22 protein-coding genes and 1 pseudogene are annotated in these 21192 nt (G+C 65.1%); 13 read left to right on the plus strand and 10 right to left on the minus strand.

Annotation, left to right across the window (positions count from 1 at the left end; translation table 11 throughout):
- Positions 1-143: 143 nt before the first annotated feature.
- Positions 144-2636 (plus strand): ATP-dependent Clp protease ATP-binding subunit, encoded by a 2493-nt coding sequence (locus NG698_RS15950; protein ID WP_252601716.1) that lies wholly within the window; start codon positions 144-146, stop codon positions 2634-2636.
- Positions 2637-2754: 118 nt separating this feature from the next.
- Here the strand turns inward: NG698_RS15950 and NG698_RS15955 are convergent, their stop codons facing one another.
- On the minus strand, positions 2755-3570 hold the full coding sequence (locus tag NG698_RS15955; protein WP_252601714.1) for a helix-turn-helix transcriptional regulator: 816 nt from the start codon (positions 3568-3570) through the stop codon (positions 2755-2757).
- A 73-nt stretch (positions 3571-3643) separates the two neighbouring features.
- Here NG698_RS15955 and NG698_RS15960 point away from each other — a divergent pair, with 73 nt between their 5' ends.
- From NG698_RS15960 to dhaM, 5 genes are all read left to right on the plus strand, one after another.
- Positions 3644-4156: a VOC family protein gene (locus NG698_RS15960; RefSeq protein ID WP_252601712.1), complete on the plus strand. Its 513-nt coding sequence runs from the start codon at positions 3644-3646 to the stop codon at positions 4154-4156.
- A 45-nt stretch (positions 4157-4201) separates the two neighbouring features.
- Positions 4202-4720, plus strand: coding sequence for an amino-acid N-acetyltransferase (locus NG698_RS15965; protein WP_256471136.1), 519 nt, complete (start codon positions 4202-4204; stop codon positions 4718-4720).
- A 244-nt stretch (positions 4721-4964) separates the two neighbouring features.
- Complete coding sequence (gene dhaK / locus NG698_RS15970; RefSeq protein ID WP_252601706.1) at positions 4965-5966, plus strand: dihydroxyacetone kinase subunit DhaK; 1002 nt, start codon at positions 4965-4967, stop codon at positions 5964-5966.
- Positions 5967-5968: 2 nt separating this feature from the next.
- Positions 5969-6601: a dihydroxyacetone kinase subunit DhaL gene (dhaL, locus tag NG698_RS15975; protein WP_058930378.1), complete on the plus strand. Its 633-nt coding sequence runs from the start codon at positions 5969-5971 to the stop codon at positions 6599-6601.
- Positions 6598-7305 (plus strand): dihydroxyacetone kinase phosphoryl donor subunit DhaM, encoded by a 708-nt coding sequence (gene dhaM / locus NG698_RS15980; protein ID WP_252610942.1) that lies wholly within the window; start codon positions 6598-6600, stop codon positions 7303-7305. The genes dhaL and dhaM overlap by 4 nt, the downstream gene beginning before the upstream one ends.
- Before the next feature lie 17 nt (positions 7306-7322).
- Here the strand turns inward: dhaM and NG698_RS15985 are convergent, their stop codons facing one another.
- The 5 genes from NG698_RS15985 to NG698_RS16005 form a co-directional block, all read right to left on the minus strand.
- A complete protein-coding gene (locus NG698_RS15985) occupies positions 7323-7616 on the minus strand; it encodes a DUF3040 domain-containing protein (RefSeq protein WP_056347786.1) in 294 nt (97 codons plus the stop codon).
- A 133-nt stretch (positions 7617-7749) separates the two neighbouring features.
- Positions 7750-8244: a hypothetical protein gene (locus NG698_RS15990; RefSeq protein WP_252610944.1), complete on the minus strand. Its 495-nt coding sequence runs from the start codon at positions 8242-8244 to the stop codon at positions 7750-7752.
- 36 nt (positions 8245-8280) lie between these two features.
- Complete coding sequence (locus tag NG698_RS15995) at positions 8281-8712, minus strand: DUF3592 domain-containing protein (protein WP_252610946.1); 432 nt, start codon at positions 8710-8712, stop codon at positions 8281-8283.
- A 3-nt stretch (positions 8713-8715) separates the two neighbouring features.
- Positions 8716-9147 carry a DUF3592 domain-containing protein gene (locus NG698_RS16000; RefSeq protein ID WP_252610948.1) on the minus strand — a complete coding sequence of 144 codons (432 nt, stop codon included), beginning with the start codon at positions 9145-9147 and terminating at the stop codon, positions 8716-8718.
- A gap of 65 nt (positions 9148-9212) precedes the next feature.
- Positions 9213-10202: an iron-sulfur binding domain-containing protein gene (locus NG698_RS16005; RefSeq protein WP_252601688.1), complete on the minus strand. Its 990-nt coding sequence runs from the start codon at positions 10200-10202 to the stop codon at positions 9213-9215.
- A gap of 151 nt (positions 10203-10353) precedes the next feature.
- Between NG698_RS16005 and NG698_RS16010 the strand changes: the two genes are divergently transcribed.
- A complete protein-coding gene (locus NG698_RS16010) occupies positions 10354-11037 on the plus strand; it encodes a hypothetical protein (RefSeq protein ID WP_252610950.1) in 684 nt (227 codons plus the stop codon).
- Between the two features lie 34 nt (positions 11038-11071).
- Here NG698_RS16010 and disA read toward each other — a convergent pair whose 3' ends face one another.
- Entirely contained in the window at positions 11072-12148 is a 1077-nt protein-coding gene (gene disA, locus NG698_RS16015) for a DNA integrity scanning diadenylate cyclase DisA (protein WP_104060140.1), read from the minus strand.
- A 647-nt stretch (positions 12149-12795) separates the two neighbouring features.
- Here disA and NG698_RS16020 point away from each other — a divergent pair.
- Together NG698_RS16020 and NG698_RS16025 are read left to right on the plus strand one after the other, a co-directional pair.
- Positions 12796-13134 (plus strand): GNAT family N-acetyltransferase, encoded by a 339-nt coding sequence (locus tag NG698_RS16020; RefSeq protein ID WP_374210099.1) that lies wholly within the window; start codon positions 12796-12798, stop codon positions 13132-13134.
- Positions 13135-13190: 56 nt separating this feature from the next.
- On the plus strand, positions 13191-13595 hold the full coding sequence (locus NG698_RS16025) for a VOC family protein (RefSeq protein WP_252610954.1): 405 nt from the start codon (positions 13191-13193) through the stop codon (positions 13593-13595).
- 118 nt (positions 13596-13713) lie between these two features.
- Here the strand turns inward: NG698_RS16025 and NG698_RS16030 are convergent, their stop codons facing one another.
- Positions 13714-14910: a Fic family protein gene (locus NG698_RS16030; RefSeq protein ID WP_252610956.1), complete on the minus strand. Its 1197-nt coding sequence runs from the start codon at positions 14908-14910 to the stop codon at positions 13714-13716.
- A 222-nt stretch (positions 14911-15132) separates the two neighbouring features.
- On the opposite strand from NG698_RS16030, the gene NG698_RS16035 reads away from it, so the two are divergent.
- Both NG698_RS16035 and NG698_RS16040 read left to right on the plus strand, forming a co-directional pair.
- Positions 15133-16746 carry a peptide chain release factor 3 gene (locus NG698_RS16035; protein ID WP_252601675.1) on the plus strand — a complete coding sequence of 538 codons (1614 nt, stop codon included), beginning with the start codon at positions 15133-15135 and terminating at the stop codon, positions 16744-16746.
- 6 nt (positions 16747-16752) lie between these two features.
- Positions 16753-17982 (plus strand): beta-ketoacyl-[acyl-carrier-protein] synthase family protein, encoded by a 1230-nt coding sequence (locus NG698_RS16040; RefSeq protein WP_252610958.1) that lies wholly within the window; start codon positions 16753-16755, stop codon positions 17980-17982.
- A 12-nt stretch (positions 17983-17994) separates the two neighbouring features.
- Here NG698_RS16040 and NG698_RS16045 read toward each other — a convergent pair whose 3' ends face one another.
- The gene (locus tag NG698_RS16045; protein ID WP_252610961.1) at positions 17995-18525 is read right to left on the minus strand and encodes a hypothetical protein; all 531 of its coding nucleotides are present in this window, start codon (positions 18523-18525) and stop codon (positions 17995-17997) included.
- 269 nt (positions 18526-18794) lie between these two features.
- On the opposite strand from NG698_RS16045, the gene NG698_RS16050 reads away from it, so the two are divergent.
- A complete protein-coding gene (locus NG698_RS16050) occupies positions 18795-20003 on the plus strand; it encodes an aspartate transaminase (RefSeq protein WP_252610963.1) in 1209 nt (402 codons plus the stop codon).
- A gap of 26 nt (positions 20004-20029) precedes the next feature.
- On the plus strand, positions 20030-20707 hold the full coding sequence (locus NG698_RS16055; RefSeq protein WP_252601669.1) for a 4-carboxy-4-hydroxy-2-oxoadipate aldolase/oxaloacetate decarboxylase: 678 nt from the start codon (positions 20030-20032) through the stop codon (positions 20705-20707).
- Positions 20708-20840: 133 nt separating this feature from the next.
- Here the strand turns inward: NG698_RS16055 and NG698_RS16060 are convergent.
- A pseudogene (locus NG698_RS16060) lies at positions 20841-21192 on the minus strand (HNH endonuclease signature motif containing protein); the annotation flags it as partial.

Consider the following 21192-nt stretch of genomic DNA (forward strand, 5'->3'; position numbering starts at 1 on the left):
TGCTTGAGGTTCTTGCATTGATCCAAGCGGTGCAGGGTGACGGGAGGTTGAACACGTCATGTTTCCCCTGTGGCGAACACGCTCCCCAAGTGGGGGTCCGCCACGTAGCATCAAAGTACGTCGTAGCTAGGAGTGTGGCGAAAATGTTTGAGCGATTTACGGACCGTGCCCGTCGCGTAGTTGTGCTTGCCCAAGAAGAGGCACGCATGCTGAACCACAATTACATTGGTACCGAACACATCCTCTTGGGTCTGATCCATGAAGGTGAAGGCGTTGCCGCCAAAGCTCTTGAGTCCTTGAGCATTTCGCTCGACGGCGTGCGCGAACAGGTACAGGAGATCATCGGCCAGGGCCAGCAGGCCCCATCCGGCCACATCCCCTTCACCCCGCGCGCCAAGAAGGTGCTGGAACTCTCGCTGCGGGAAGCCTTGCAGCTGGGCCATAACTACATCGGCACGGAGCACATCCTGCTGGGCCTCATCCGCGAGGGTGAAGGTGTTGCCGCCCAGGTGCTGGTCAAGCTCGGCGCAGACCTTAACCGCGTCCGCCAGCAGGTCATTCAGCTCCTCTCCGGCTACCAGGGCAAGGAGACTACCGGCGCCGGCGTCGGTCCCGGCCAGCCCGAGGGCACTCCCGCCGGTTCCGTGGTCCTGGACCAGTTCGGCCGCAACCTCACCCAGGCTGCGCGCGAGAACAAACTTGACCCGGTGATCGGTCGCGAGTCCGAGATGGAACGCGTTATGCAGGTCCTGTCCCGGCGCACCAAGAACAACCCTGTCCTGATCGGTGAGCCCGGCGTCGGCAAGACCGCCGTTGTCGAAGGCCTCGCCCAGGCGATTGTCCGCGGCGACGTCCCGGAAACCATCAAGGACAAGCAGCTGTACACCCTGGACCTCGGTTCACTCGTGGCCGGCTCCCGGTACCGCGGTGACTTCGAAGAGCGCCTGAAGAAGGTCCTGAAGGAAATCCGCACCCGCGGCGACATCATCCTCTTCATCGACGAGATCCACACGCTTGTCGGTGCCGGTGCGGCCGAGGGTGCGATCGATGCTGCGTCCATCCTGAAGCCCATGCTGGCCCGCGGTGAACTGCAGACCATCGGTGCCACCACCTTGGATGAGTACCGCAAGCACATCGAGAAGGATGCCGCACTCGAGCGCCGCTTCCAGCCGATCCAGGTCAAGGAGCCCTCCGTCGCGCACGCGATCGAGATCCTCAAGGGCCTGCGTGACCGCTACGAGGCGCACCACCGCGTCACCATCACCGACGGCGCCCTCGCGTCGGCCGCGAACCTCTCCGAGCGCTACATCTCGGACCGCTTCCTGCCGGACAAGGCCATCGACCTGATCGATGAGGCCGGTGCCCGGTTGCGCATCCGCCGGATGACCGCCCCGCCGGAGCTGAAGGCCATGGATGAGCGGATCGCCAAGCTGAAGATGGAGAAGGAATCCGCCATCGACGCGCAGGACTTCGAAGGCGCCGCTTCGCTCCGGGACAAGGAGCAGAAGCTCATTACCGAGCGCTCCGAGAAGGAACGCCACTGGAAGTCCGGCGGCATGGATGACATTTCCGAGGTGGATGAGGATCTCATCGCCGAGGTATTGGCCAACTCCACCGGCATCCCGGTCTTCAAGCTGACCGAGGAAGAGTCCACGCGCCTGCTGAAGATGGAAGACGAACTGCACAAGCGTGTGGTGGGCCAGAACGAGGCCATCAGGTCCCTGTCCCAGGCAATCCGCCGTACCCGTGCAGGCCTGAAGGACCCCAAGCGTCCGGGCGGCTCGTTCATCTTCGCCGGCCCCACCGGCGTCGGCAAGACCGAGCTCGCCAAGGCCCTGGCCGAATTCCTGTTCGGTGACGAGGACGCCCTCATCACGCTGGACATGTCCGAGTACTCGGAGAAGCACACCGTTTCACGGCTCTTCGGTGCCCCTCCGGGCTATGTCGGCTACGAAGAGGGTGGCCAGCTCACCGAGAAGGTCCGCCGTCGTCCGTTCTCCGTGGTCCTGTTCGACGAAGTGGAGAAGGCGCACGCTGACCTCTTCAACTCACTCCTGCAGATCCTGGAAGACGGCCGCCTGACCGACTCCCAGGGCCGCGTGGTGGACTTCAAGAACACCGTGATCATCATGACCACAAACCTGGGCACCCGGGACATCTCCAAGAGCGTGGCCACCGGCTTCCAGTCCGGCACAGACACGCAGACCGGCTACAACCGGATGCGCGCCCGTGTGACGGAAGAGCTCAAGCAGCACTTCCGTCCGGAGTTCCTGAACCGTGTGGATGACGTTGTGGTGTTCCCGCAGCTCACCCAGGACGAGATCATCGAGATCGTGGACATGTTCGTTGGCCGCCTGGAGAAGCGCCTCAAGGACAAGGACATGGGCATCGAGCTCACCACCGCGGCCAAGGTGCTCCTGGCGACCCGCGGCTACGATCCCGCCATGGGTGCCCGGCCGCTGCGCCGCACCATCCAGCGCGAGATCGAGGACCAGCTCTCCGAGAAGATCCTGTTCGGCGAGCTCCACGCCGGCGACATCGTTGTAGTGGACGTGGACGGCGAAGGCGACGACGCCAAGTTCACGTTCGCCGGCAACGCCAAGCCGCGCATCCCGGAGATCGCCCCCAGCGTCTAAGGCAAGACAGCCAAGGCCCCGCCCGCGCCCCAGAGGAGCAGGCGGGGCCTTTGCGTTGTCCGGGTCCTCGTCCATGCCATGACCCCGACGCGGTCTGCGCAAGACACCGGGCCCTCAGCTATCCACCGCCGTCATGATTCTCGGCCTGGTCCTGGAGGACTGATCGTCGATACGTGCTTGGCGTGAATCCTAGGAACTTTTGAAAGTCGTTCGTCAGATGGGCATGGTCGGTGTAGCCGAGTTCGGCAGCTATCGCCGCGAGGTCTGTCGCCGGGTCGGTCCGTGACCGGTCAGCGGCCTCTTGCAGGCGGCGCCTTCGGATAAGCGCGGACGGGCTCAGGCCGATGTACTTCCGCGCTGCCCGTTGCAGGGTTCTCGGCGAAACAAATAGACGCGCGGCAACGTCTTCAATGCGGGTCACGTCGGCGCATGTTCCGATCATGTCCATCATCGCGTTGGCAAGGATGCCTTCCTCGGACACCTCTGGACTCTGCGCTACTAGCCAGCCGGTGAAAGCCTCCACCGCGCGTTGTCGACGTTCCCCTGGATCGGTTCCCCTCATCGCCTCCGACACCGAGGCATGCAGATCCGCGAGCGGTAGTGGCAGCTGGGAATCCCGCAGGCTCCCCGGGTCATCCGTGAAACGTGGAACCAGCGCGGGACGCAGGAGGGCCCCAACCGCCCAGCCCCGGCCCGTGAGATCGCGATGCGATCGACGGGTTGTTGGGCCTGCGAACTCAACGAGATCCTTTTGGACCACAAGATTGGACGTCGGGAACGCGATCACGTGCTGGCGGGACGTGTGCCCTGGCTCAATGTCCCACTCGGGGATCCAAAACCACTGCACCAGGTTCGTGACGGACTCAGACGCCGGCACACGGTGAAATGTGGGGAGCCGGGCCGGGTAGAGGATTCCCTTGTACGAACCCACCATGGGGGGACACTCCTTATCCAGGCTGTCGCAATTCTCCAAGCCGCTGAGCCGGCCTGTGCGTACCGTGAGATCTATGACTGATACTACAAGCCCCGAACTGACCAACGCCGCCGATGGCAAGCACACGAAATCCGGCATCCCGCACGGCTTCACGAGCCTCACGCCGTTCCTTGCGATCCCTTCTGCCAAGGAGGCGATCACCTTCTACCAGGACGTCTTCGGCGCGCGCACAGTAAATGTCACCGAGATCGGCGGAATCGTCGTCCACGCCGAACTTGACTTCGGTCAGGGGCGACTCCAGATTGGAGAGCCCAACCCGGACTACCACCTCGTTCCGGCGCCGAACGGCGACGATGATTGCTACTCGATCGGCTTCTACTGCGCCGACGCGGACGCTCTTATTGCGCGGGCCGAGCGGATGGGGGCTACCGTTCGGGATCCGCTGTCCACATTTGTCTCGGGAGACAGATTCGCCAGCATCCGGGACCCCTACGGTGTGCGCTGGTCCGTCATGACTCGCGTGGAGGACCTCTCCGAAGAGGAAAGCACCCAGCGCGTCGCCGACTGGGCCGCCAAACAAGGCTGACTGCGTCCTCCGGGAGCGCCGAGGACGCCGGGCTGCCATCGTAGGATGGACCCTGTGACTGACTCCTTCCATATCCGTTCTGCACGTACCAGTGACGTGGCCGCCATCAAGCGCCTTGTGGCGCCGTTGGCTGAGCAGCGGATTCTCATGGCGAAAGAGACCGTTGCCTATTACGAAAGCCTCCAGGAGTTCCGGATCGCAGAAGCCGACGACGGCGAAGTCATCGGCTGCGGCGCCCTGCACGTTATGTGGGAGGATCTCGCCGAAGTCCGCACGCTGGCCGCATCGGACGCGTGGCGCGGCAAGGGTGTAGGTCACGTGCTGGTGGAAAGCCTGCTGGCCGAGGCCCGTGAACTGGGCGTGGCCCGAGTCTTCTGCCTCACGTTCGAGGTGGATTTTTTCAAACGCCATGGCTTCGAGGTCATGGCCGACCAGACGGCCGTGGACCCGGTGGTCTACTCCGAGCTGCTGCGTTCCCATGACGAAGGCGTTGCCGAGTTCCTGGACCTGGCGCGGGTCAAGCCCAACACCCTGGGCAACACCCGCATGATCAAGACCCTCTAGACACCCCCAATCACCCTGCCGCCGACGATAGCGGCAAGAAGTCACCCTGTGACATAAATAGCTTTATGTCGAATTGATGGATAAACTGACAGGGTTGCAGTGTGGGGCCTGCCGTAAGGGACAGCCATTGGGGGGCTGTCCCTTACCGCTTCCGCCGCATCGTCGCAGGCTACCGGACTTCAGGCGCCGGTAGTAGGGTCAAAGTGCATCCTCCAGGACGCACCCACACCCCAGGAGTTCTGCCATGAAAAAGCTCATCAATGATCCCCGTTCCGTGGTTGACGAATCCGTCGAGGGATTCGGTCTGGCCCACGCTGGACTGGTCACCGTCACTGCCGATCCGAAGTACGTCACGCGCAAAGACGCGCCGGTGGCAGGGAAGGTCGGACTAGTTTCCGGCGGGGGAAGCGGCCACGAGCCGCTCCACGCCGGGTTTGTCGGGCTGGGAATGCTCGACGCCGCCGTGCCGGGGGCGGTGTTCACCTCGCCGACGCCGGACCAGATTCTTCCGGCGACGCTCGCCGTTAACTCGGGTGCCGGCGTCGTCCATATCGTGAAGAACTACACCGGCGACGTCCTGAACTTTGAGACCGCAGCGGAGCTGGCGCAGGCCGAAGGCGTGGACATCCGCACGGTCCTGGTCAATGACGACGTCGCGGTGGAGGACTCCCTGTATACGGCAGGCCGCCGCGGAGTGGGCGGCACCGTTCTGGTCGAGAAAATCGCCGGCGCCGCGGCTGAACGTGGTGACAGCCTCGATGCCGTGGCCGCGATCGGTGACCGCGTCAACAGCAACGTCCGCACCATGGGGGTTGCGCTGTCCGCGTGCACAGTACCGCATGCGGGAACGCCCAGTTTCGACCTGGCGGATGATGAGATCGAGATCGGCATCGGCATCCATGGCGAGCCCGGCCGGCACAAAATCCCGATGGAGAACGCTGACGGCATCACGGACCGCCTGCTGGACCCGGTCCTCAGCGACCTGGGCATCACCGGGGGAGAGAAAGTCCTGCTGTTTGTCAATGGCATGGGCGGGACCCCGCTGAGCGAGCTGTACATTGTTTACCGCCGCGCTGCCCAGGTGATCGCAGAACGTGGAGCCGCCGTCGAACGCTCGCTGGTAGGGAACTACATCACGTCCCTGGAAATGCAGGGCTGCTCCATCTCGGTGCTCCGGCTCGACGATGAACTGACGCACCTGTGGGACGCTCCGGTGCACACCGCAGCCCTGCGTTGGGGCGTGTAACCGTGGTGCTGGACGTGAAATGGGCCGTCAGATGGCTGACTCTCTGCGCCCAGGCCATGGCGGAAAACCGGGTGTGGCTCATCGAACTTGACCGTGCGATCGGGGACTCGGACCACGGCGAGAACATGGACCGCGGGTTCCAGGCGGTGCTGGAGAAACTGGCTGAAGCGCAGCCTGAGACGCCCGGCGCGGCCCTGAAGCTGACTGCCATGACCCTGATGTCCAAGGTGGGCGGCGCCGCAGGTCCCTTGTACGGAACCGCGTTCCTGCGCGCTTCCACTGCTTTGGGCGATGCCGCCGAGATTGATCCGGGGCGGCTCGCCGACGCGCTTGTGGCTGCCCGCGATGGGATCGTGGCCAGGGGCAAGGCCGAGTCCGGCGACAAGACCATGGTGGATGCCTGGACCCCCGCCGCGGAGGCAGCGCAGGCCGCTGCGGCGGACGGCGCAGGCACCGTCCTTGGAGTGCTGGTCGCAGCCGCTGAGGCGGCTGAGGCTGGCGCCGTGGCCACCGAGCCCCTGGTCGCCCGCAAGGGCCGCGCCAGTTATCTGGGGGAGCGGAGCGCGGGGCACCGCGATCCGGGCGCCGCCTCCAGCGCCCTCATTCTGCGGGCCGCCGTTGGGGCCGCAGCGTGACGGTGCGCCTGGTGGTGGTGTCCCATAGCGAGAAAATTGCCGACGGCGCCGTGGAGCTCGCCGCCCAGATGGCGCCCGACGTCGTCATCCTCGCCGCCGGGGGCACCGCCGACGGCAGGATCGGAACGAGCCTGGAGAAAGTCATGTCTGCCCTGGACAAGGCGGCCGGCGGCGATGGTGTGGTGGTCCTGACGGACCTCGGATCTGCAGTGATGACGGCGGAATCGGCGCTGGAGCTCGTGGAGGAGCCGGCCGGCGTGCTCCTGGCGGACGCGCCCCTGGTGGAAGGCCTCGTGGCTGCCGCCGTGGCCGCACAGGGCGGCGCCGACGTGAAGGCAGTCAAACGTGCCGCCGAAGCCGTGTACGGATTGGGACCGGAGGTGGCGGCTGCTTCGCGGGTGCTCGCCGAAAGCACCGTGGCTGAAGGGTCCGTCACCGGTTCAGGGCCGGACTTCACCGGCGACTTCGAACTGGTGAATGAGGCCGGCATGCACGCCCGTCCGGCCGCCAAGATCGCGGGCGGTCTGGCGTCCCTCAACGCCGAAGTCACGGTCAACGGGGTGGATGGCGCGTCAATGACATCCCTGATGACCCTGGCGGCAGCCAAGGGATCCTTGCTCCATATCGAGGCTTGGGGCCCCGATGCCGAGCGTGCCCTGAACTACGTCGGCGGCTTGGTGCAGGCAGGCTTCGGCGAGCCGTAGGCCATGGCCTGAGTTGTCTATTTGACCTGGCTGCTTCGGCCCAGACTAAAGGACCGCTTGTCCACGAGCAGGTACGTGCCGGCTCCCATCAGCAGGAAGCCGCCGACGCCGACCGCGATGATCTGCGTGCTGACCCCGACAATAAGCAACACCAGCCCGAACAGGCATGCGATGGCACCGAGGTAGATACGGCGCCCAAACCTGAGGCCCACGGAGCCGGTCGAGAGTTCCTCGGCGAGCCTCGGATCCTCTGCGGCCAGGCCAGATTCCAGCTCCTCGAGCTGTTTCCGCTCCCTATCTGAAAGTGGCATCCTTACCCCTTCCCGGCGGGGAACCTGTGCTAAATCCAACGTTGCCGATGCTGGTAATACAGACCGTAGAAGTGTCCTGAGTGGAAGTCAAGGGCAGGGTTTGGCGGGGCTTATTTGTCGCCAGCGAGGGCCGTCAAACGGCTTGTCGCAGTCCCTCGGCGTCGAGAATCACCGAAGCCGTGACGAACCTCCCGCAATGCTCACCGTAGGGATAGGCCCCGCGGGGCCGGAAATCCAGGGTGCGCGCAGGGAGGGCCGATCCGCCCGGAGAAGTACCCGTGGCAGTCAGCGCCATCGGTGCCTCCGTGAGGGACTCCAGCATCAGCATCCCGATCATGGTCCCGTCCGGGGAAGCCGTGGCAGAGCAGACGCCGTCCGGTGTGCAGCCTTGGTCGATGGATGCCGTTCCGTGAAACAGCTCGACGGGGGCTTCCTTGCAGACGCCGTCCTGGCAGGCCTTCAGGCGCAACGATCCCATGTGCGCCACGTACTCCCGCGCCACGGTAACGGAGACGGCAGTGGCCTGGGCGATGGCAGGGCACGGCTCCGGCACGGGGTAGTAGTAGTGGCAGCCGGAGGTGAGAACCGCCGTCGTCATCAGTGCCAGAAGTACCCCGGGCTTGCCCATACTTCAGCGTAAATCCGGAGCCGGAGGCCCGCATTGCTACCAGGAAAGTGATGCAAACATTGTTATGGCTGTGGCCCCAAAGATCACCATAATGAGACCTGTGGCCAGCCGGCCTTTGGCAACAGCGAAGACCGGCAGCGTGGATTCGGCGGGATTTGCCGGGTTGTAGACCACGGGTATGTGCGTGCCGATGATCGCCTGGTCCTGGCTGTAGATATCGGCCTGCCCCAGCCAGCGTTTGCCCCCGGCGTCCGCGAATTCGTACGACGGCGCAAACCGGTTCCGGCCGTTGCTCGCGGGTCCGTCCGTGCCGTGCAGGTTTCCCGTGACGGTGGCCGAAGCCTCCTGCCACCCCGCCATGGAACGTTTCCGGCGGAAGGACGCGGCCAGGGACAGCCCCATCAGGATCTGGCCTGCGGCAACGAAAAGCCCGGGCAGCACGATGAACAGCAGTTTCAGGGACTCCACGGTTCAGCCCACCGGGAAAGCGCCGGCGACCCAGAAAAGCAGCAGGGCGAAAAATGCGAAGACCGGCATCAGGCACCCGATCACCATTTTCGATTCGGACGCCACCTGGAACGACTGGTTGGGATTCGCCGGGTTGTAGGCCACTGCCAGGGGCGATCCCGGTGCCTGCCGGTTGGCGTACGAGACCTCGGATTCGCCGGCATACAGGGTCCCGTTGGGGTCGGCGAACTGGTACGTGGGGTAGAAGCGCCGGCTCCGCGTTGAGCCGCCTCCGCCATGTGTCCAGCCCGCGACGTTGCCGGTGACGGTCGCCTGGACCTTTGGCCAGCCGGCGATCAGTTTTTCCTGCCGCTTGGTCTTCCGCAGCGAACGGACCAGCGCAAAAATAACGCCCGCAACAAACAGTGCCCAGATGACGTACAACACGATTCTCATGAATTTCCCCCGGTTTGAGTCACCAGAAAGTATGCCATCCGGGCGCGGGCCACCTTAAAGGGGCCTCAGGCTGGCAGCCGGTAACCGCCCTGGTGCAGCTCGGCCAGCCCGTCGCCAAGGAGGCCGGCAATGGCACGTTCGAGCTGTTCCGGCGCGGAGTTCAGGCGGTGCAGTGCGGACAGGGGCACGCCGATTCCGTCCGCGGCGAAGCCCAGGTCAGCAGGCTCCCGCTGGAACATTTCCGCCGGCACGGGTGCGTCCGCACGCCGGAGCACAGCCATCACGGCACCCCGGACCTGCCGGTCAGTTCCGTGCCACGCCTGACCTTTGGGAACGTACGACGGCGGCGGCTCGCCGGCTGCCAGCCACGCACAGGAGTCCCGCACCGGGCAGTCCGCGCACTTGGGCGCCCGCGCCGTGCAGACCAGCGCCCCCAGTTCCATTACCGCAGCATTCCAGTGCACGGAGGTCCCGACGTCGTCCGGCAGCAGTTCCGCCGCGAGCCGCATCTCCGCAGCGTTCAGCGATGGCGAGGGGAGCGCGACGCCGGATACCAGGCGCGCGTGCACACGCCGGATGTTCGTGTCCACCACAGTCTCCCGGAGTCCGAAGGCAAAGGCGGCAACGGCCGCGGCCGTGTAGCTGCCCACCCCGGGCAGGGCCAGCAGCTCCGTGTAGTTGCCGGGGACCTTGCCGCCGTGGTCGCGGACGATGGCAGCGGCGGCTGCTTGCAGGCGGAGTGCCCGGCGGGGGTAGCCGAGCCTGCCCCAGGAGCGTACGGCTTCCCCTGCAGGCTCGCCGGCGAGGGCGGCGGGGGTGGGCCAGCGCTTGAGCCATTCCCGCCAGACAGGCAGCACCCGCACCACTGGGGTCTGCTGCAGCATGATCTCGCTGACCAGGACTCCCCACGGTGAGCAGTGGCGTTCGCGCCACGGCAAGTCCCTCGCCGTCTCAGCGAACCAGCCGGTGATCCTGCCGTGCAGTGCCGCGAGCTGGCCGGGGCGGAGGTCATCGGTGCCGAACGGGGCCGTAGCGGGGGCGCCGTCCGCGGGCATGGCTGGGGAAAGGGTTGTAGCGTCGATCCCAACACTGTAGTGGATTCCCGGGCGCCCGCGCGAAGATGCCGCGGACAACTGTGACCTAGCGTTGGCCGGGGGACCGGCGTGGTGGGACGGCAGAATCCGGTGGGTTCTCTAGCCTAGAAGGATGGGCAGGCAAGGCAATTCATCACCGCGCAAGACGGCATCCGCATCCGGTTCCCGGGGCGGGTCCGGCGCTACCCGGCAGCCGAGCGCAGCTGTCTACCGCCGTCGTCGGCTTTTTGTGGGAACCGCCCTGCTGATGGCGGTGGCGCTCACGTTCGGTGGCTTTGCGGTGGCCGGCGCCTTCAGCGGCACCGAGCAGGCATCCTCGACCGACGGCGCCACTGAAACGGCCCCCGCCCCCGGCGCATCGCCGTCGGAAACTGCGGGCAGCGAACCCACTCCCACACCCACGCCTTCCTGCAACCAAAACCTGGTGACGGTTTCCGCTTCGACCGACAAAGCCGCCTATGGCCCCGAGGAGAACCCGCTGCTTACCCTGAAGGTGACCAACGGCGGAACCATGCCGTGCGAGGTGAACATCGGAACGTCCCAGATGGAGTTCCTGGTGACCAGCGGCGCGGACAGGATCTTCTCGTCCAAGGACTGCCAGGCCAAAAGCGAAGACCTCGTAAAGACGATTGCCCCGGGCGCCAGCGAAACGGCGAACTTCCCGTGGAGCCGGAACCGCACGCTGGAAGGCTGCAGCCCCATCGAGGCCAGGCCAGGGGCCGGCGGGGCGTACTACATCTTCACGGCCAAGCTCGGCTCGAGGGCCAGCCCCAAGGCAGTGTTCCAGCTCAGCTGATCCGCCCTACCTTGGGCCCACGCCGGCGGGGAATCTAGAGGAAGCGGTCCAGCAGGCTGGCTTCGGCCATGCGGCTCAGGCCTTCGCGGACGGTCCGGGCGCGCTGGTCGCCGATGCCGTCAACGGTCATGAGGTCGTCGATGGTGGCCGCCATCAGGAACTGCAGGCCGCCGAAGTGGTCCACCAGGCGGTCGGCAACAGCCTTGGGGACTGCCTTGAGGCCGGACAGCAGCCGGTAACCGCGGGGCTGAACCACGGCGTCGAGGTTGGCCTCGCCGCCGGCAAAACCCACGATCCCGGAGATCTTGCCCAGGTCGATCAGCTCCGTGGGGCCGAGGTTCACCAGCGCGCTGACGGCCCGTTCGATGTCCTCCGCGGACGCGTCCGGTCCGGCGTAGTCGCGGATGATGACGTCGCTGCCGGGACCGCGGCCCACTGTCAGCTCATCGAGCTGGAGGGAAAGCAGGCGCCCGTCCTCGCCAAGTTCCAGGACGTACTGCGAGATTTCCTCGGAGATCCGGCGGACCATTTCCTGGCGCTGCAGGGTGACCGCGACGTCGCGGACGGTCACCATGGCCTCGATCTCCAGGGCGGACAGGGAACTGGTCACCTGGTCCAGCCGCGAACGGTACCGTTCCAGCGTGGCGAGGGCCTGGTTGGCGCGGGCCAGGACTTTTTCGGATCCCTCCAGCACGTGCCGGAGCCCGTTCACGTACAGGGCGATGATCTGCATGGACTGGCTGACGGAAATCACGGGAACGCCGGTCTGGATGGCCACACGCTCCGCCGTGCGGTGCCGGGTGCCGGATTCCTGGGTTTCGATGCTTGAGTCCGGGACCAGCTGGACCGCGGCGCGCAGAATGTTGCCGGCGTCCTTGTCGCAGATGATGGCGCCGTCCATCTTGGCCAGTTCACGGAGCCTTGTGGGGGAGAAGTCGATGCCGATGTCGAAACCGCCGGAGCAGATGGAATCGATGGTCCGGTCCGAGCCCAGCACAATCAGCGCACCGGTCCGCCCCCGGAGGATGCGTTCCAGCCCATCGCGCAACGGCGTGCCTGGAGCCACTCTGCCCAGAGTCGCCTTGAGCGATTCTTCGGGGCTCCGAGCCATAGGTGTTCCCTTCAAAGGTGCAGACTGCCGCCCGCAGGTACGCCGGTTTTTTACACTCAGCCGGCAGGATCAAAAGTACTCAGTTTCCCGCAAGCTCAATGATAGAGGTAAGAAGCGGCAACAACCGCACGGACAAGCCCCAAAGTGCCCCTTTAGTGGGTGCCGCGAAGTGCCTCGGGAACGCGTACGACGGCGGCTGTCTGATAAGCATTTTGTGGCGTTTCACCGAAACAGCCCGCCGGACGGGGTGGTCACATCAGAATGATGAAACGAGGCGGTCGAGCGGCGGAGGCGCATGTCCGGCCGGCAATGCGTCGACGAGCAGACGCGCGTATCGGACCTTGTTGCCGCTGCGTCCCCCGAAGAACCGGCGTAACTGCGCCGTTATCGGCCGCTCTCGCTGTGACGGCTGGCGTTGGAGGATCCGGAACAACGCGAGTTCGCCCTGGGCCGCACGATCGACGGATGAACTCATCACGACTTCCAGACGTTCGTGCGGAGCAGGGAAGTGCCCCACCCGGGACGCGGCCGGAATCTGGGCTCGTGCTACCGCTCTGCGGGATCAGCTCCCCGTCATTCCACCGCTCGACGACAAGCTGCCAGGTATTAAATCGGCGCTTGCCTTGGACGGGGCGTTACTACTGATGATGCGCATAGGCGATCGCGCGATGGCGTTCTCGATCGTCGTCCCTCATGTGGATGTCTTGGAAGTGCTCTACCTCGCAGTTGACCCGGAAGCTTGGGGCAAGGGTCATGCGCGGCAACTCCTTGACCACCTCCGACACCACTCGGTTGAGGCACAGACTCCTATGGAGCTCTGGGTTATCGCCGACAACAAGAGAGCAATCTCCTCCTACGAAAGTGCCGGTTGGATTCCGACGTCCGAGACCAAGGTCCGCAACTCGGCGGGCCGGCTGGAACGCCGCTACATCCTGTCCCGGCGAAGGCTCCCCAAGCGGGACTCCGACGTGGGCGCCCGCGATTGAATGGTGCGCCCCATAAACTGAGAGCCTCAGACAAATCAGCGTGAAAGACTCGCACGGTGAATGACGAGTCAGAAGGTGCCTTGCACCATATCGAACTGTGGGTGCCGGATCTTACTAGGGCCACGATTGAGTGGGGCTGGATCTTGTCTGCCTTGGGGTACGCGACCTACCAGACTTGGCCCCAGGGAATCAGTTGGCTGAAAGGCCCTACTTACATAGTTCTAGAAGAATCGCCGGACTTGAGTGGCCTGCATCATCAACGAACAGCGCCTGGTTTGAATCATCTGGCATTCATAGTGGCTAGCCGGCTACGTGTGGACACGCTGGCTAACGACGGTGCTGAGTACGGCTGGACGCAGTTGTTCCGGGAGAAGTATCCACATGCAGGAGGCAGCGGGCATTACGCCGCCTACCTCGAGAATTCAGACGGCTTCGAAATAGAGCTCGTGGCCACTCAATAGGACCACTCGCTAGCCATATCTTCATCGATGTCCCGTAGAGGGTTCCGTTGCGGGCAGGAGCTGGACGCCAAATCGGGCAGCGCTCGGTCCGCTCTGAGTGTGTCCGTTCACCGTCAGACTATCGGCGCCGCTTTGCTCGGGCGGCGAAATCGTCAAGGATCTGAACGACGTCCTTCGCAAGCCAAATTCGGTTTCGTCTTCCGTCTGTGATTTGGGTCAGAATGTTGGCGTCAACGAGGCGGTCGATGGCGACCTGAGCGTTGACAGCCGATATGCCAAGCTGAGCTGCGGCTGCGGCTGCGCCAATCACGGGTTGGCGAAGGAGAACGTCTACGAGCCGGTGGGCTGCCGAGTCTCGTCTTGCGCTGATGCGCCCTCGCCATTCGACTTGCACGATTTCCAGGTCGTTGATGAGGATACGGCCGTTGTGCACCGCCGCGAAGGATGCCTCGGCGAGTGAACGAACAATCGGGGCGATGTCTCCGGACCGGTACGCACTCAGGGAATCAAAGTAATGGCTGGTGTTGTGGAGCAAACCTGCGGAGACAGGAACGGCAACGTTTCGAGTGAGCTGTCCGCCGCGCAGCATCGACTGGATGAGAGCGCGACCGACCCTTCCGTTGCCATCGGGGAACGGGTGGATTGTCTCGAATTGGGCGTGAGCGATCGCGGTGTGAACAAGCACGGGAAGGTCGGCGCGATTGGCGAAGGTGCAGAGGTCGTCCATGAGCGCGGGGACCCGATCCTGATGGGGAGGGACAAACTGTGCGGTGTGCGGTCCGAGGCCCCCGCCACCGATCCAGACCTGCTGGTAGCGCCAATGGCCGACGATTTCGGGATTGCTTTGCTCGAGCAGTGCGCGATGCATTTCCAGGATGGCGTGGCCGTCGATGGACTCGGACAGCGAAAGAGCTGCTTGCATGGCTCGGACGTTGCCGAAGATGAGCTGCGCATTCTTCGAGGCGTGCTCACCGAGCTCCGCCAAGGCGATCTGCCGTGCGCCGCTCGTGAGGTTCTCGATTTCCGAGCTGGAGGCGCTCTCGGTGCGCAGGAAAATGGACGCGAATGGTGCCGCGATTTGACCTACTTCCGCATCGAAGCGGGCCAGCTCGCTCGCGGCCTCTTCAGTCAGCGCGTGCAGCTCGCTATCGAGCGAGATCGACTGGTCGGCGATGAATGCGGGCACCGCCGCCAAGTACGGACCCGCGGCCAGACGCTTCTGCGTTCGTGAGCCATACTCGTCCTGGACGCTGTGCCAGAGCCGTTCCTCATAGCCAAGCGGTGGCCAGGACGACCTCTCCTCAAACGTGGACATGGATCGAGTTTACCAATGCTTATTCACTTATCCATTGTTATGGCTTCTCGTTTTCTGCGCTTGTCCGCAGTCTGAAGTGCTGGTTTCCGGGGCGATAGGCTGCCACCTTCGGTGCGGGCCCGCCGCTGCGATAAACTTGGAACTTGGCTGTCACAGAGCCATGCTTCCCCTTGAGGCCTGCCGAGCGCCTTGGGGTAACCCCACCGCAGCGAAAGTAGCACCGTGTCCCAAGATGTCCTTAGCCCCGCCCGGGTCAACGAGATTCACAAACAGGCGGCCCGGCGTCGGACCTTTGCTGTCATTTCGCACCCCGACGCCGGCAAGTCCACCCTCACCGAGGCACTGGCGCTGCACGCGAAGGTGATCGGCACCGCCGGGGCCTCCAGCGGGAAGGCCAACCGCAAGGAAACGGTCTCGGACTGGATGCAGATGGAGAAGGACCGCGGCATCTCCATCAGCTCCGCCGCCCTGCAGTTCTCCTACCGGGACACCGTCATCAACCTGCTGGACACCCCCGGCCACGCGGACTTCTCCGAGGACACCTACCGCGTCCTGGCCGCCGTCGACTGCGCAGTGATGCTCGTGGACGCCGCCAAGGGCCTGGAAACGCAGACCATGAAGCTGTTTGAGGTCTGCAAGCAGCGCAACCTGCCCATCATCACCGTGATCAACAAGTGGGACCGGCCCGGCCTGGACGCGCTGGCGCTGATGGACGAGCTCACCGAGCGCACCGGCCTGCAGCCCATGCCGCTGACCTGGGCCGTGGGCATCTCCGGTGACTTCCGCGGTGTCTGGGACCTCCGCCAGGACCGCTTCGCCCGCTTCCAGCGCAACAATTCCGGCGCCAACATCGCGCTGACCGAGTACTTCACGCCCGAAGAGGCCGCCGAGACGCAGGGCAGCAACTGGACCGACGCCGTGGACGAGGCCGGCCTGGTCATCGAGTCCAACCTCGAATTCGACGTCGAAGCCTTCCATGCGGGCACCGCCACCCCCATCCTGTTCAGCTCCGCCGCCCTGAACTTCGGCGTGAAGGAACTGCTCGACGCCCTGGTCGATTTCGCGCCGCACGCCGCACCCCGGCCCGACGTTGAGGGCAGCCCGCGCCCGGTTGAATCATCCTTCTCCGGCTTTGTCTTCAAGGTCCAAGCCGGCATGAACAAGGCCCACCGCGACCACGTCGCCTTCATCCGCGTCTGCTCCGGCATCTTTGAGCGCGGCATGGTGGTCACGCAGACCCGCACCGGAAAGTCCTTCGCCACCAAGTACGCCCAGCAGGTGTTCGGCCGCGAACGCGAGGTCATCGACGAGGCCTACCCCGGCGACGTCGTGGGCCTGGTCAACGCCTCCACACTTCGCGTGGGCGACAGCCTCTTCCTCGAAGGCGCCGTGGAGTACCCGGCCATCCCGCTGTTCGCCCCGGAACACTTCCAGGTGGCCCGGTCCAAGGACCCCAGCAAGTTCAAGCAGTTCCGCCGCGGCATCGAGCAGCTCGAGCACGAGGGCGTCATCCAGGTGCTCCGCTCCGACGTCCGCGGCGACCAGGCGCCGGTGCTTGCCGCCGTCGGCCCCATGCAGTTCGAGGTGGTGGAGGACCGCATGGCGCATGACTTCAGCGCCCCCATGCGGCTCGAACGCCTGCCGTACTCCATCGCCAGGATTTCGACGGCGGACGCCATGCCCGCGCTGGCCAACGTGCCCGGCGCCGAGGTGCTGTTGAGGTCCGACGGCGAATACCTCGCCTTGTTCAACGACGTCTGGGCCCTGCGCCGGATCGAGAAGAACCACCCCGATCTGACCCTCGTGCCCATCGGCACCCACAACCCAGCAAAGTAGCGACCAATGCCTGCAGACCAACCCCGCGCGCTGATCACCGGCGCCGGCACCATCAACCCGCTCGGCTCCTCCGTGGCGGAAACCTGGACCGGCCTGCTGGCGGGACAGTCCGGCATCGCCGCACTGGACGAGGACTGGGCGGAACAACTGCCCGTGCGCATCGCCGGACAGGTCACCGCGGATCTCTCGGAGCACCTCACCACGCGCGAGCTGAAGCGCATGGACCGGTGCGGGCAACTGGCGCTGGTGGCTGCCCGGGAAGCCTGGCAGCAGGCCGGGGCGCCCGACGTCGACCCCGAACGGTTCGCCGTGGTGATCGGCTCCGCCTATGGCGGCCTGGGCTCCATTCTAGAACAGGACCGTGCGCTCGCCAGCGGCGGCCCGCGCCGGGTCTCGCCGCACACCCTCACCCGGCTTATGGTCAACGGCCCCGCGGCCTGGGTCTCCATTGACCTCGGCGCCCGCGGCGGAGCCCGGACCCCGGTCAGCGCCTGCGCGTCCGGCGCGGAAGCAATTGTCCAAGGCGCCGAAATGATCCGCTCCGGCGCGGCCGACGTCGTGATTGCCGGCGGCGTGGACGCCTCCGTCAACGACCTGGTGATCACCGGTTTCTCCCAGATCCGGGCACTCTCCACGCGCAACGGCGAACCCCATCTCGCGTCGCGCCCGTTCGACGGCGGCCGCGACGGCTTTGTCCTCGCGGAAGGCGCCGGCATTGTGGTGCTTGAGAGTGAAGCCCACGCCCTGGCGCGCGGCGCCGCCATCCTCGGCGCAGTGGCCGGCGGGGCGGTAACCTCCGACGCCAACGACATCGTGGCCGCGGACCCGGCCATGCAGCGGCGGGTCATGCAGAAGGCCCTGGAGTCGGCCGGAATGCAGGCTTCGGAGATCGGCTTCGTCCATGCGCACGCCACCTCCACCCCGGTAGGGGACCGGCTTGAAGCCCAGGCCATCAACGCCATTTTCGGTGCCGACGTGCCCGTGACCTCCACCAAAGGCCACACCGGCCACCTCCTGGGCGGCGCCGGTGCGCTCGCGGCGGTTGTGGTGGTCCAGGCCCTGCAGACCGGACAGCTCCCCGGAACCGCGAACGTCGAAGCGCTGGACCCCGAAGTGAACCTGAACATCGTCACTGAAAATGCCCACACGCTGGCGCCCGGCTCGGCCCCCGCCGGCCTGGTGAACGCTTTTGGCTTCGGCGGACACAGCGTTGCCCTTGTGATCACCGCCAGCTAGCCGGTCAGCCGGTTAGCCGGTTGCGAGGTGGTCCGCGAAATTCCTTCGGGGCTGCGCCGCGACACCGCGGGTCATTTTCTTGATCTGTTCAGGCCTGAGCCCCGTCAGGGATGCCAGCTCGAATTCGTCCAGAATCTGCTGCCTGCTGGCCTCGGCAAGCAGGTGCAGGCGCTCCATTTCGACTGCTGCCTTCGAGTCCTCCAAGGCGGTCAGTTCCCGGAGCAATCGTGTGATCGCGCTGAGGTGCTCGGCCGCCGCGAGTCCTATCGGCTGCAGGTCGTCGAAGGCGCGGCCGGTCCGCCGCACCGCCAGGGCGGACAGGTGGGTGATCCGGGCCAGGTCCGCGACGGGAGTACCGTCCCGGATGGCCTGCGCCACAAATTGGTTGAGGCTTGCCCCGAGAGCCCGGATCCGGCTCGACCGGAAGCGGATGGCGCCCTGCTTGTCCGTGAGCAGCCGGCTGAGCTCTGCCCGTTGCTGATCCGCCGCTTGCCGGCGTTGCTCGCCTCGATAGCGGTAGCCTCCCCGGGCTGGGGATCGCACCGGGCTCCGGAGTGCCCCGCCGTCCCTTGCCGTTGCTGGTTGATGGCGGGCCATCGGTTCCTCTCCCTTGAACAGTACGCACAACGCTAGGCGTGTCCGCGGCTCCCGGGAAATACCTAAATCCGGTGCGGCAATAAGTGAATCGTGTGGGGTCGGGGCCATAAGGCTTCCTTATCTGTCCACGCAGAATACGTCTTATCCACAGCCGCCTGCAGTCCATAGGCTCGAATGACACAAGTCCCCTCACTGATGAACCATTGGAAGAGAACATGTCTGAATTCGTGCCTGCATCGCGTGTTTCACGCATCAAATCGTCTCCAAGCGTGGCCGCTGCCGCCCGCGTCCGGGAGCTCAAAGCAGAGGGCCGCAGCATTCTTGACCTCACCGTGGGGGAGCCGGACTTCGATACGCCGGAACACATCAAGGCCGCCGCCGTGCAGGCAATCGCCGACGGCGAAACCAAATACACCTCCGTGACCGGGACGCCCGCACTGCAGAAGGCCATCCTGCAGACCCTGGAGCTGAACACCGGCCTGCACTACTCCGCCAACGAAATAACCATCGGCGGCGGGGCCAAGCAGGTCATCTTCACCGCGTTTATGGCCTCCCTGGACGACGGCGACGAGGTCATCATTCCCGCCCCCTACTGGGTCTCCTATCCGGACATGGTCCTGGCCAACGACGGCCGGCCCGTGATCGTCCCCTGCGGCGAGGACTCGGGGTTCAAGCTCACCCCCGACGCCCTGCGCGCTGCCATCACCGACCGGACCAAGTGGCTGATCCTGAACACACCCTCCAACCCCACAGGGGCCGTCTACTCACGCACCGAACTGCGCGCGCTCACGGACGTCCTGGCCGGCTTTCCCCACGTCTTTGTCCTGACCGACGAAATTTATGACCAGATCTACTTCGGTGCAGGCAAGCTGACAGGCCTCGTGGAAGCGGCTCCCGAACTGAAGGACCGCGTCCTGGTAATCAACGGCGTCTCCAAGGCGTACGCGATGACGGGCTGGAGGCTCGGCTACGGCGCGGGTCCGGCCGGCCTGATCGGGGCCATCAACAAGCTGCAGTCACAGATTTCCTCGTGCCCGTCGTCGGTCAGCCAGGCGGCGGCCGCGGCCGCCCTCACGGGAGACCAGTCCTTCATCCGCACCAGCGGCGAGGTGTACCGTAGCCGCCGGGACGCCGCCGTCGCAGGCTTGAACGCGATCTCCGGGCTGTCATGCTCGACGCCGGAGGGGGCCTTCTACGCGTACGTGAACTGCGGCGGGGTACTTGGGAAGACGACGCCGGACGGCAGCGTCATCCGAGATGACCAGGACTTTGTGCTCTACCTCCTCGACCACGCATCCGTCGCTGCCATTCCGGGCTCCGCCTATGGGCTCGGGCCCTACTTCCGGATCTCGTATGCAACCAGCCTGGCCGTCATCGAAGAGGCTGCCGCCGCCATCGACAAAGCAGTCCAGGCCCTCAGCTGATCAATCCCCAAACCGAAGGACACAACATGATCCACGTCAAGACAAACGTTGACAGGCCGACGGCGGACGCCGTCCTCAGGCTGTCCAAGTTCTCCTCTGCGACCATCCACGAAGCCCAGGGCAGGAAGGGTGCGCTCAGTTCGAAGATCAAGCCGATTGACCGCAGCATGTCCTTCTGTGGACCCGCCACAACGGTCCGCTGCGCACCCCGCGACAACCTGATGCTGCAGGTTGCCATCCATTATGCGGAGCCGGGCGACGTTGTCCTGGTTGCCGCGGGCGAGTTCGAAGAGGCCGGGACGTTTGGCGACGTCCTGGGCAACGCCATGAAGGCCAAGGGTCTTGCCGCCATGGTGACCGACTCAGGGGTCCGGGACACCCAGGACCTGATCGAACTGGGTCTGCCGGTGTTCTCCGGCAGCGTCAGCATCAAGGGAACGGTCAAGGAAACCATCGGCCCCATCAACCACCCTGTGGTTTTTGGCGACGAGATCATCTACCCCGGTGACATCCTGCGCGGCGACGCCGACGGCGTGGTTGTGGTGCGCAAGGACGAAGTGGAAGATGTCATCCGGCTCTCCCAGGAACGGGACGACGCCGAGCGCGAACTTATCGGCCTGTACAAGGCCGGCGGCACCACCATCGAGCTGTGCAACCTCACCGAGGTACTCAAGGCCAAGGGCCTGCTGGTCGAAGAGGCCTAGCAACGGCTCCTCCGCGCCTGGCAGTGCCGCCGCAGACCTGACAGTGCCGCCGCAGAGTCGACCGCCGGGTGGATTCTGCGTGGTGCTGTCTGTCTGTCCGTCTTGTCTGTGTGTCGGGCAGCCAGTCAGGCGCTCAGGCGCGGGCGTGGAGGAACCGTTCCAATCGGCCCTCACCGAGGGATATCCCGAGGTGCACAATGTCCGGCTGGCAGCCGGGGGCATCACACGGGGCGGAGTAGGGCGCGCGCCCGTTTGATGTCAGCTCCGGTTTCAGTCCTTTTGGCCAGTGTGGTGGTTCCCAGTCCTGGTGTTCACTCTTGTAGTGCCGGCCAGTGGGCGAGATCCAGCCGGGTGGTTCGTTCTTTGTGGCTGGTGTGGGCCGCCAGGCGCTGGTGTGTCTCATGCGGTGATGTTTAGGGCAGGGTTGACCCAAATTCGATACGCCGGTGGTTCCGCCCTTGTCCCAGGCGAGGATGTGGTCCGCC

Source organism: Pseudarthrobacter raffinosi (assembly GCF_023913735.1).
In the GTDB taxonomy this organism is placed as follows: Bacteria; Actinomycetota; Actinomycetes; order Actinomycetales; family Micrococcaceae; genus Arthrobacter; species Arthrobacter raffinosi.

What these genes read in the sequence shown, in the direction of transcription:
- NG698_RS15990 (WP_252610944.1), bottom strand. Translation starts at nt 8,244, where the DNA reads ATGGGCAAGCCCGGGGTACTTCTGGCACTGATGACGACGGCGGTTCTC.
- NG698_RS15955 (WP_252601714.1), bottom strand. Translation starts at nt 3,570, where the DNA reads ATGGTGGGTTCGTACAAGGGAATCCTCTACCCGGCCCGGCTCCCCACA.
- NG698_RS16030 (WP_252610956.1), bottom strand. Translation starts at nt 14,910, where the DNA reads ATGTCCACGTTTGAGGAGAGGTCGTCCTGGCCACCGCTTGGCTATGAG.
- NG698_RS16020 (WP_374210099.1), top strand. Translation starts at nt 12,796, where the DNA reads ATGCGCATAGGCGATCGCGCGATGGCGTTCTCGATCGTCGTCCCTCAT.
- NG698_RS15950 (WP_252601716.1), top strand. Translation starts at nt 144, where the DNA reads ATGTTTGAGCGATTTACGGACCGTGCCCGTCGCGTAGTTGTGCTTGCC.
- NG698_RS16005 (WP_252601688.1), bottom strand. Translation starts at nt 10,202, where the DNA reads ATGCCCGCGGACGGCGCCCCCGCTACGGCCCCGTTCGGCACCGATGAC.
- NG698_RS16055 (WP_252601669.1), top strand. Translation starts at nt 20,030, where the DNA reads ATGATCCACGTCAAGACAAACGTTGACAGGCCGACGGCGGACGCCGTC.
- disA (WP_104060140.1), bottom strand. Translation starts at nt 12,148, where the DNA reads ATGGCTCGGAGCCCCGAAGAATCGCTCAAGGCGACTCTGGGCAGAGTG.
- NG698_RS16040 (WP_252610958.1), top strand. Translation starts at nt 16,753, where the DNA reads ATGCCTGCAGACCAACCCCGCGCGCTGATCACCGGCGCCGGCACCATC.
- NG698_RS16010 (WP_252610950.1), top strand. Translation starts at nt 10,354, where the DNA reads ATGGGCAGGCAAGGCAATTCATCACCGCGCAAGACGGCATCCGCATCC.
- NG698_RS16050 (WP_252610963.1), top strand. Translation starts at nt 18,795, where the DNA reads ATGTCTGAATTCGTGCCTGCATCGCGTGTTTCACGCATCAAATCGTCT.
- NG698_RS15985 (WP_056347786.1), bottom strand. Translation starts at nt 7,616, where the DNA reads ATGCCACTTTCAGATAGGGAGCGGAAACAGCTCGAGGAGCTGGAATCT.
- dhaK (WP_252601706.1), top strand. Translation starts at nt 4,965, where the DNA reads ATGAAAAAGCTCATCAATGATCCCCGTTCCGTGGTTGACGAATCCGTC.
- NG698_RS15965 (WP_256471136.1), top strand. Translation starts at nt 4,202, where the DNA reads ATGGACCCTGTGACTGACTCCTTCCATATCCGTTCTGCACGTACCAGT.
- NG698_RS16000 (WP_252610948.1), bottom strand. Translation starts at nt 9,147, where the DNA reads ATGAGAATCGTGTTGTACGTCATCTGGGCACTGTTTGTTGCGGGCGTT.
- NG698_RS15960 (WP_252601712.1), top strand. Translation starts at nt 3,644, where the DNA reads ATGACTGATACTACAAGCCCCGAACTGACCAACGCCGCCGATGGCAAG.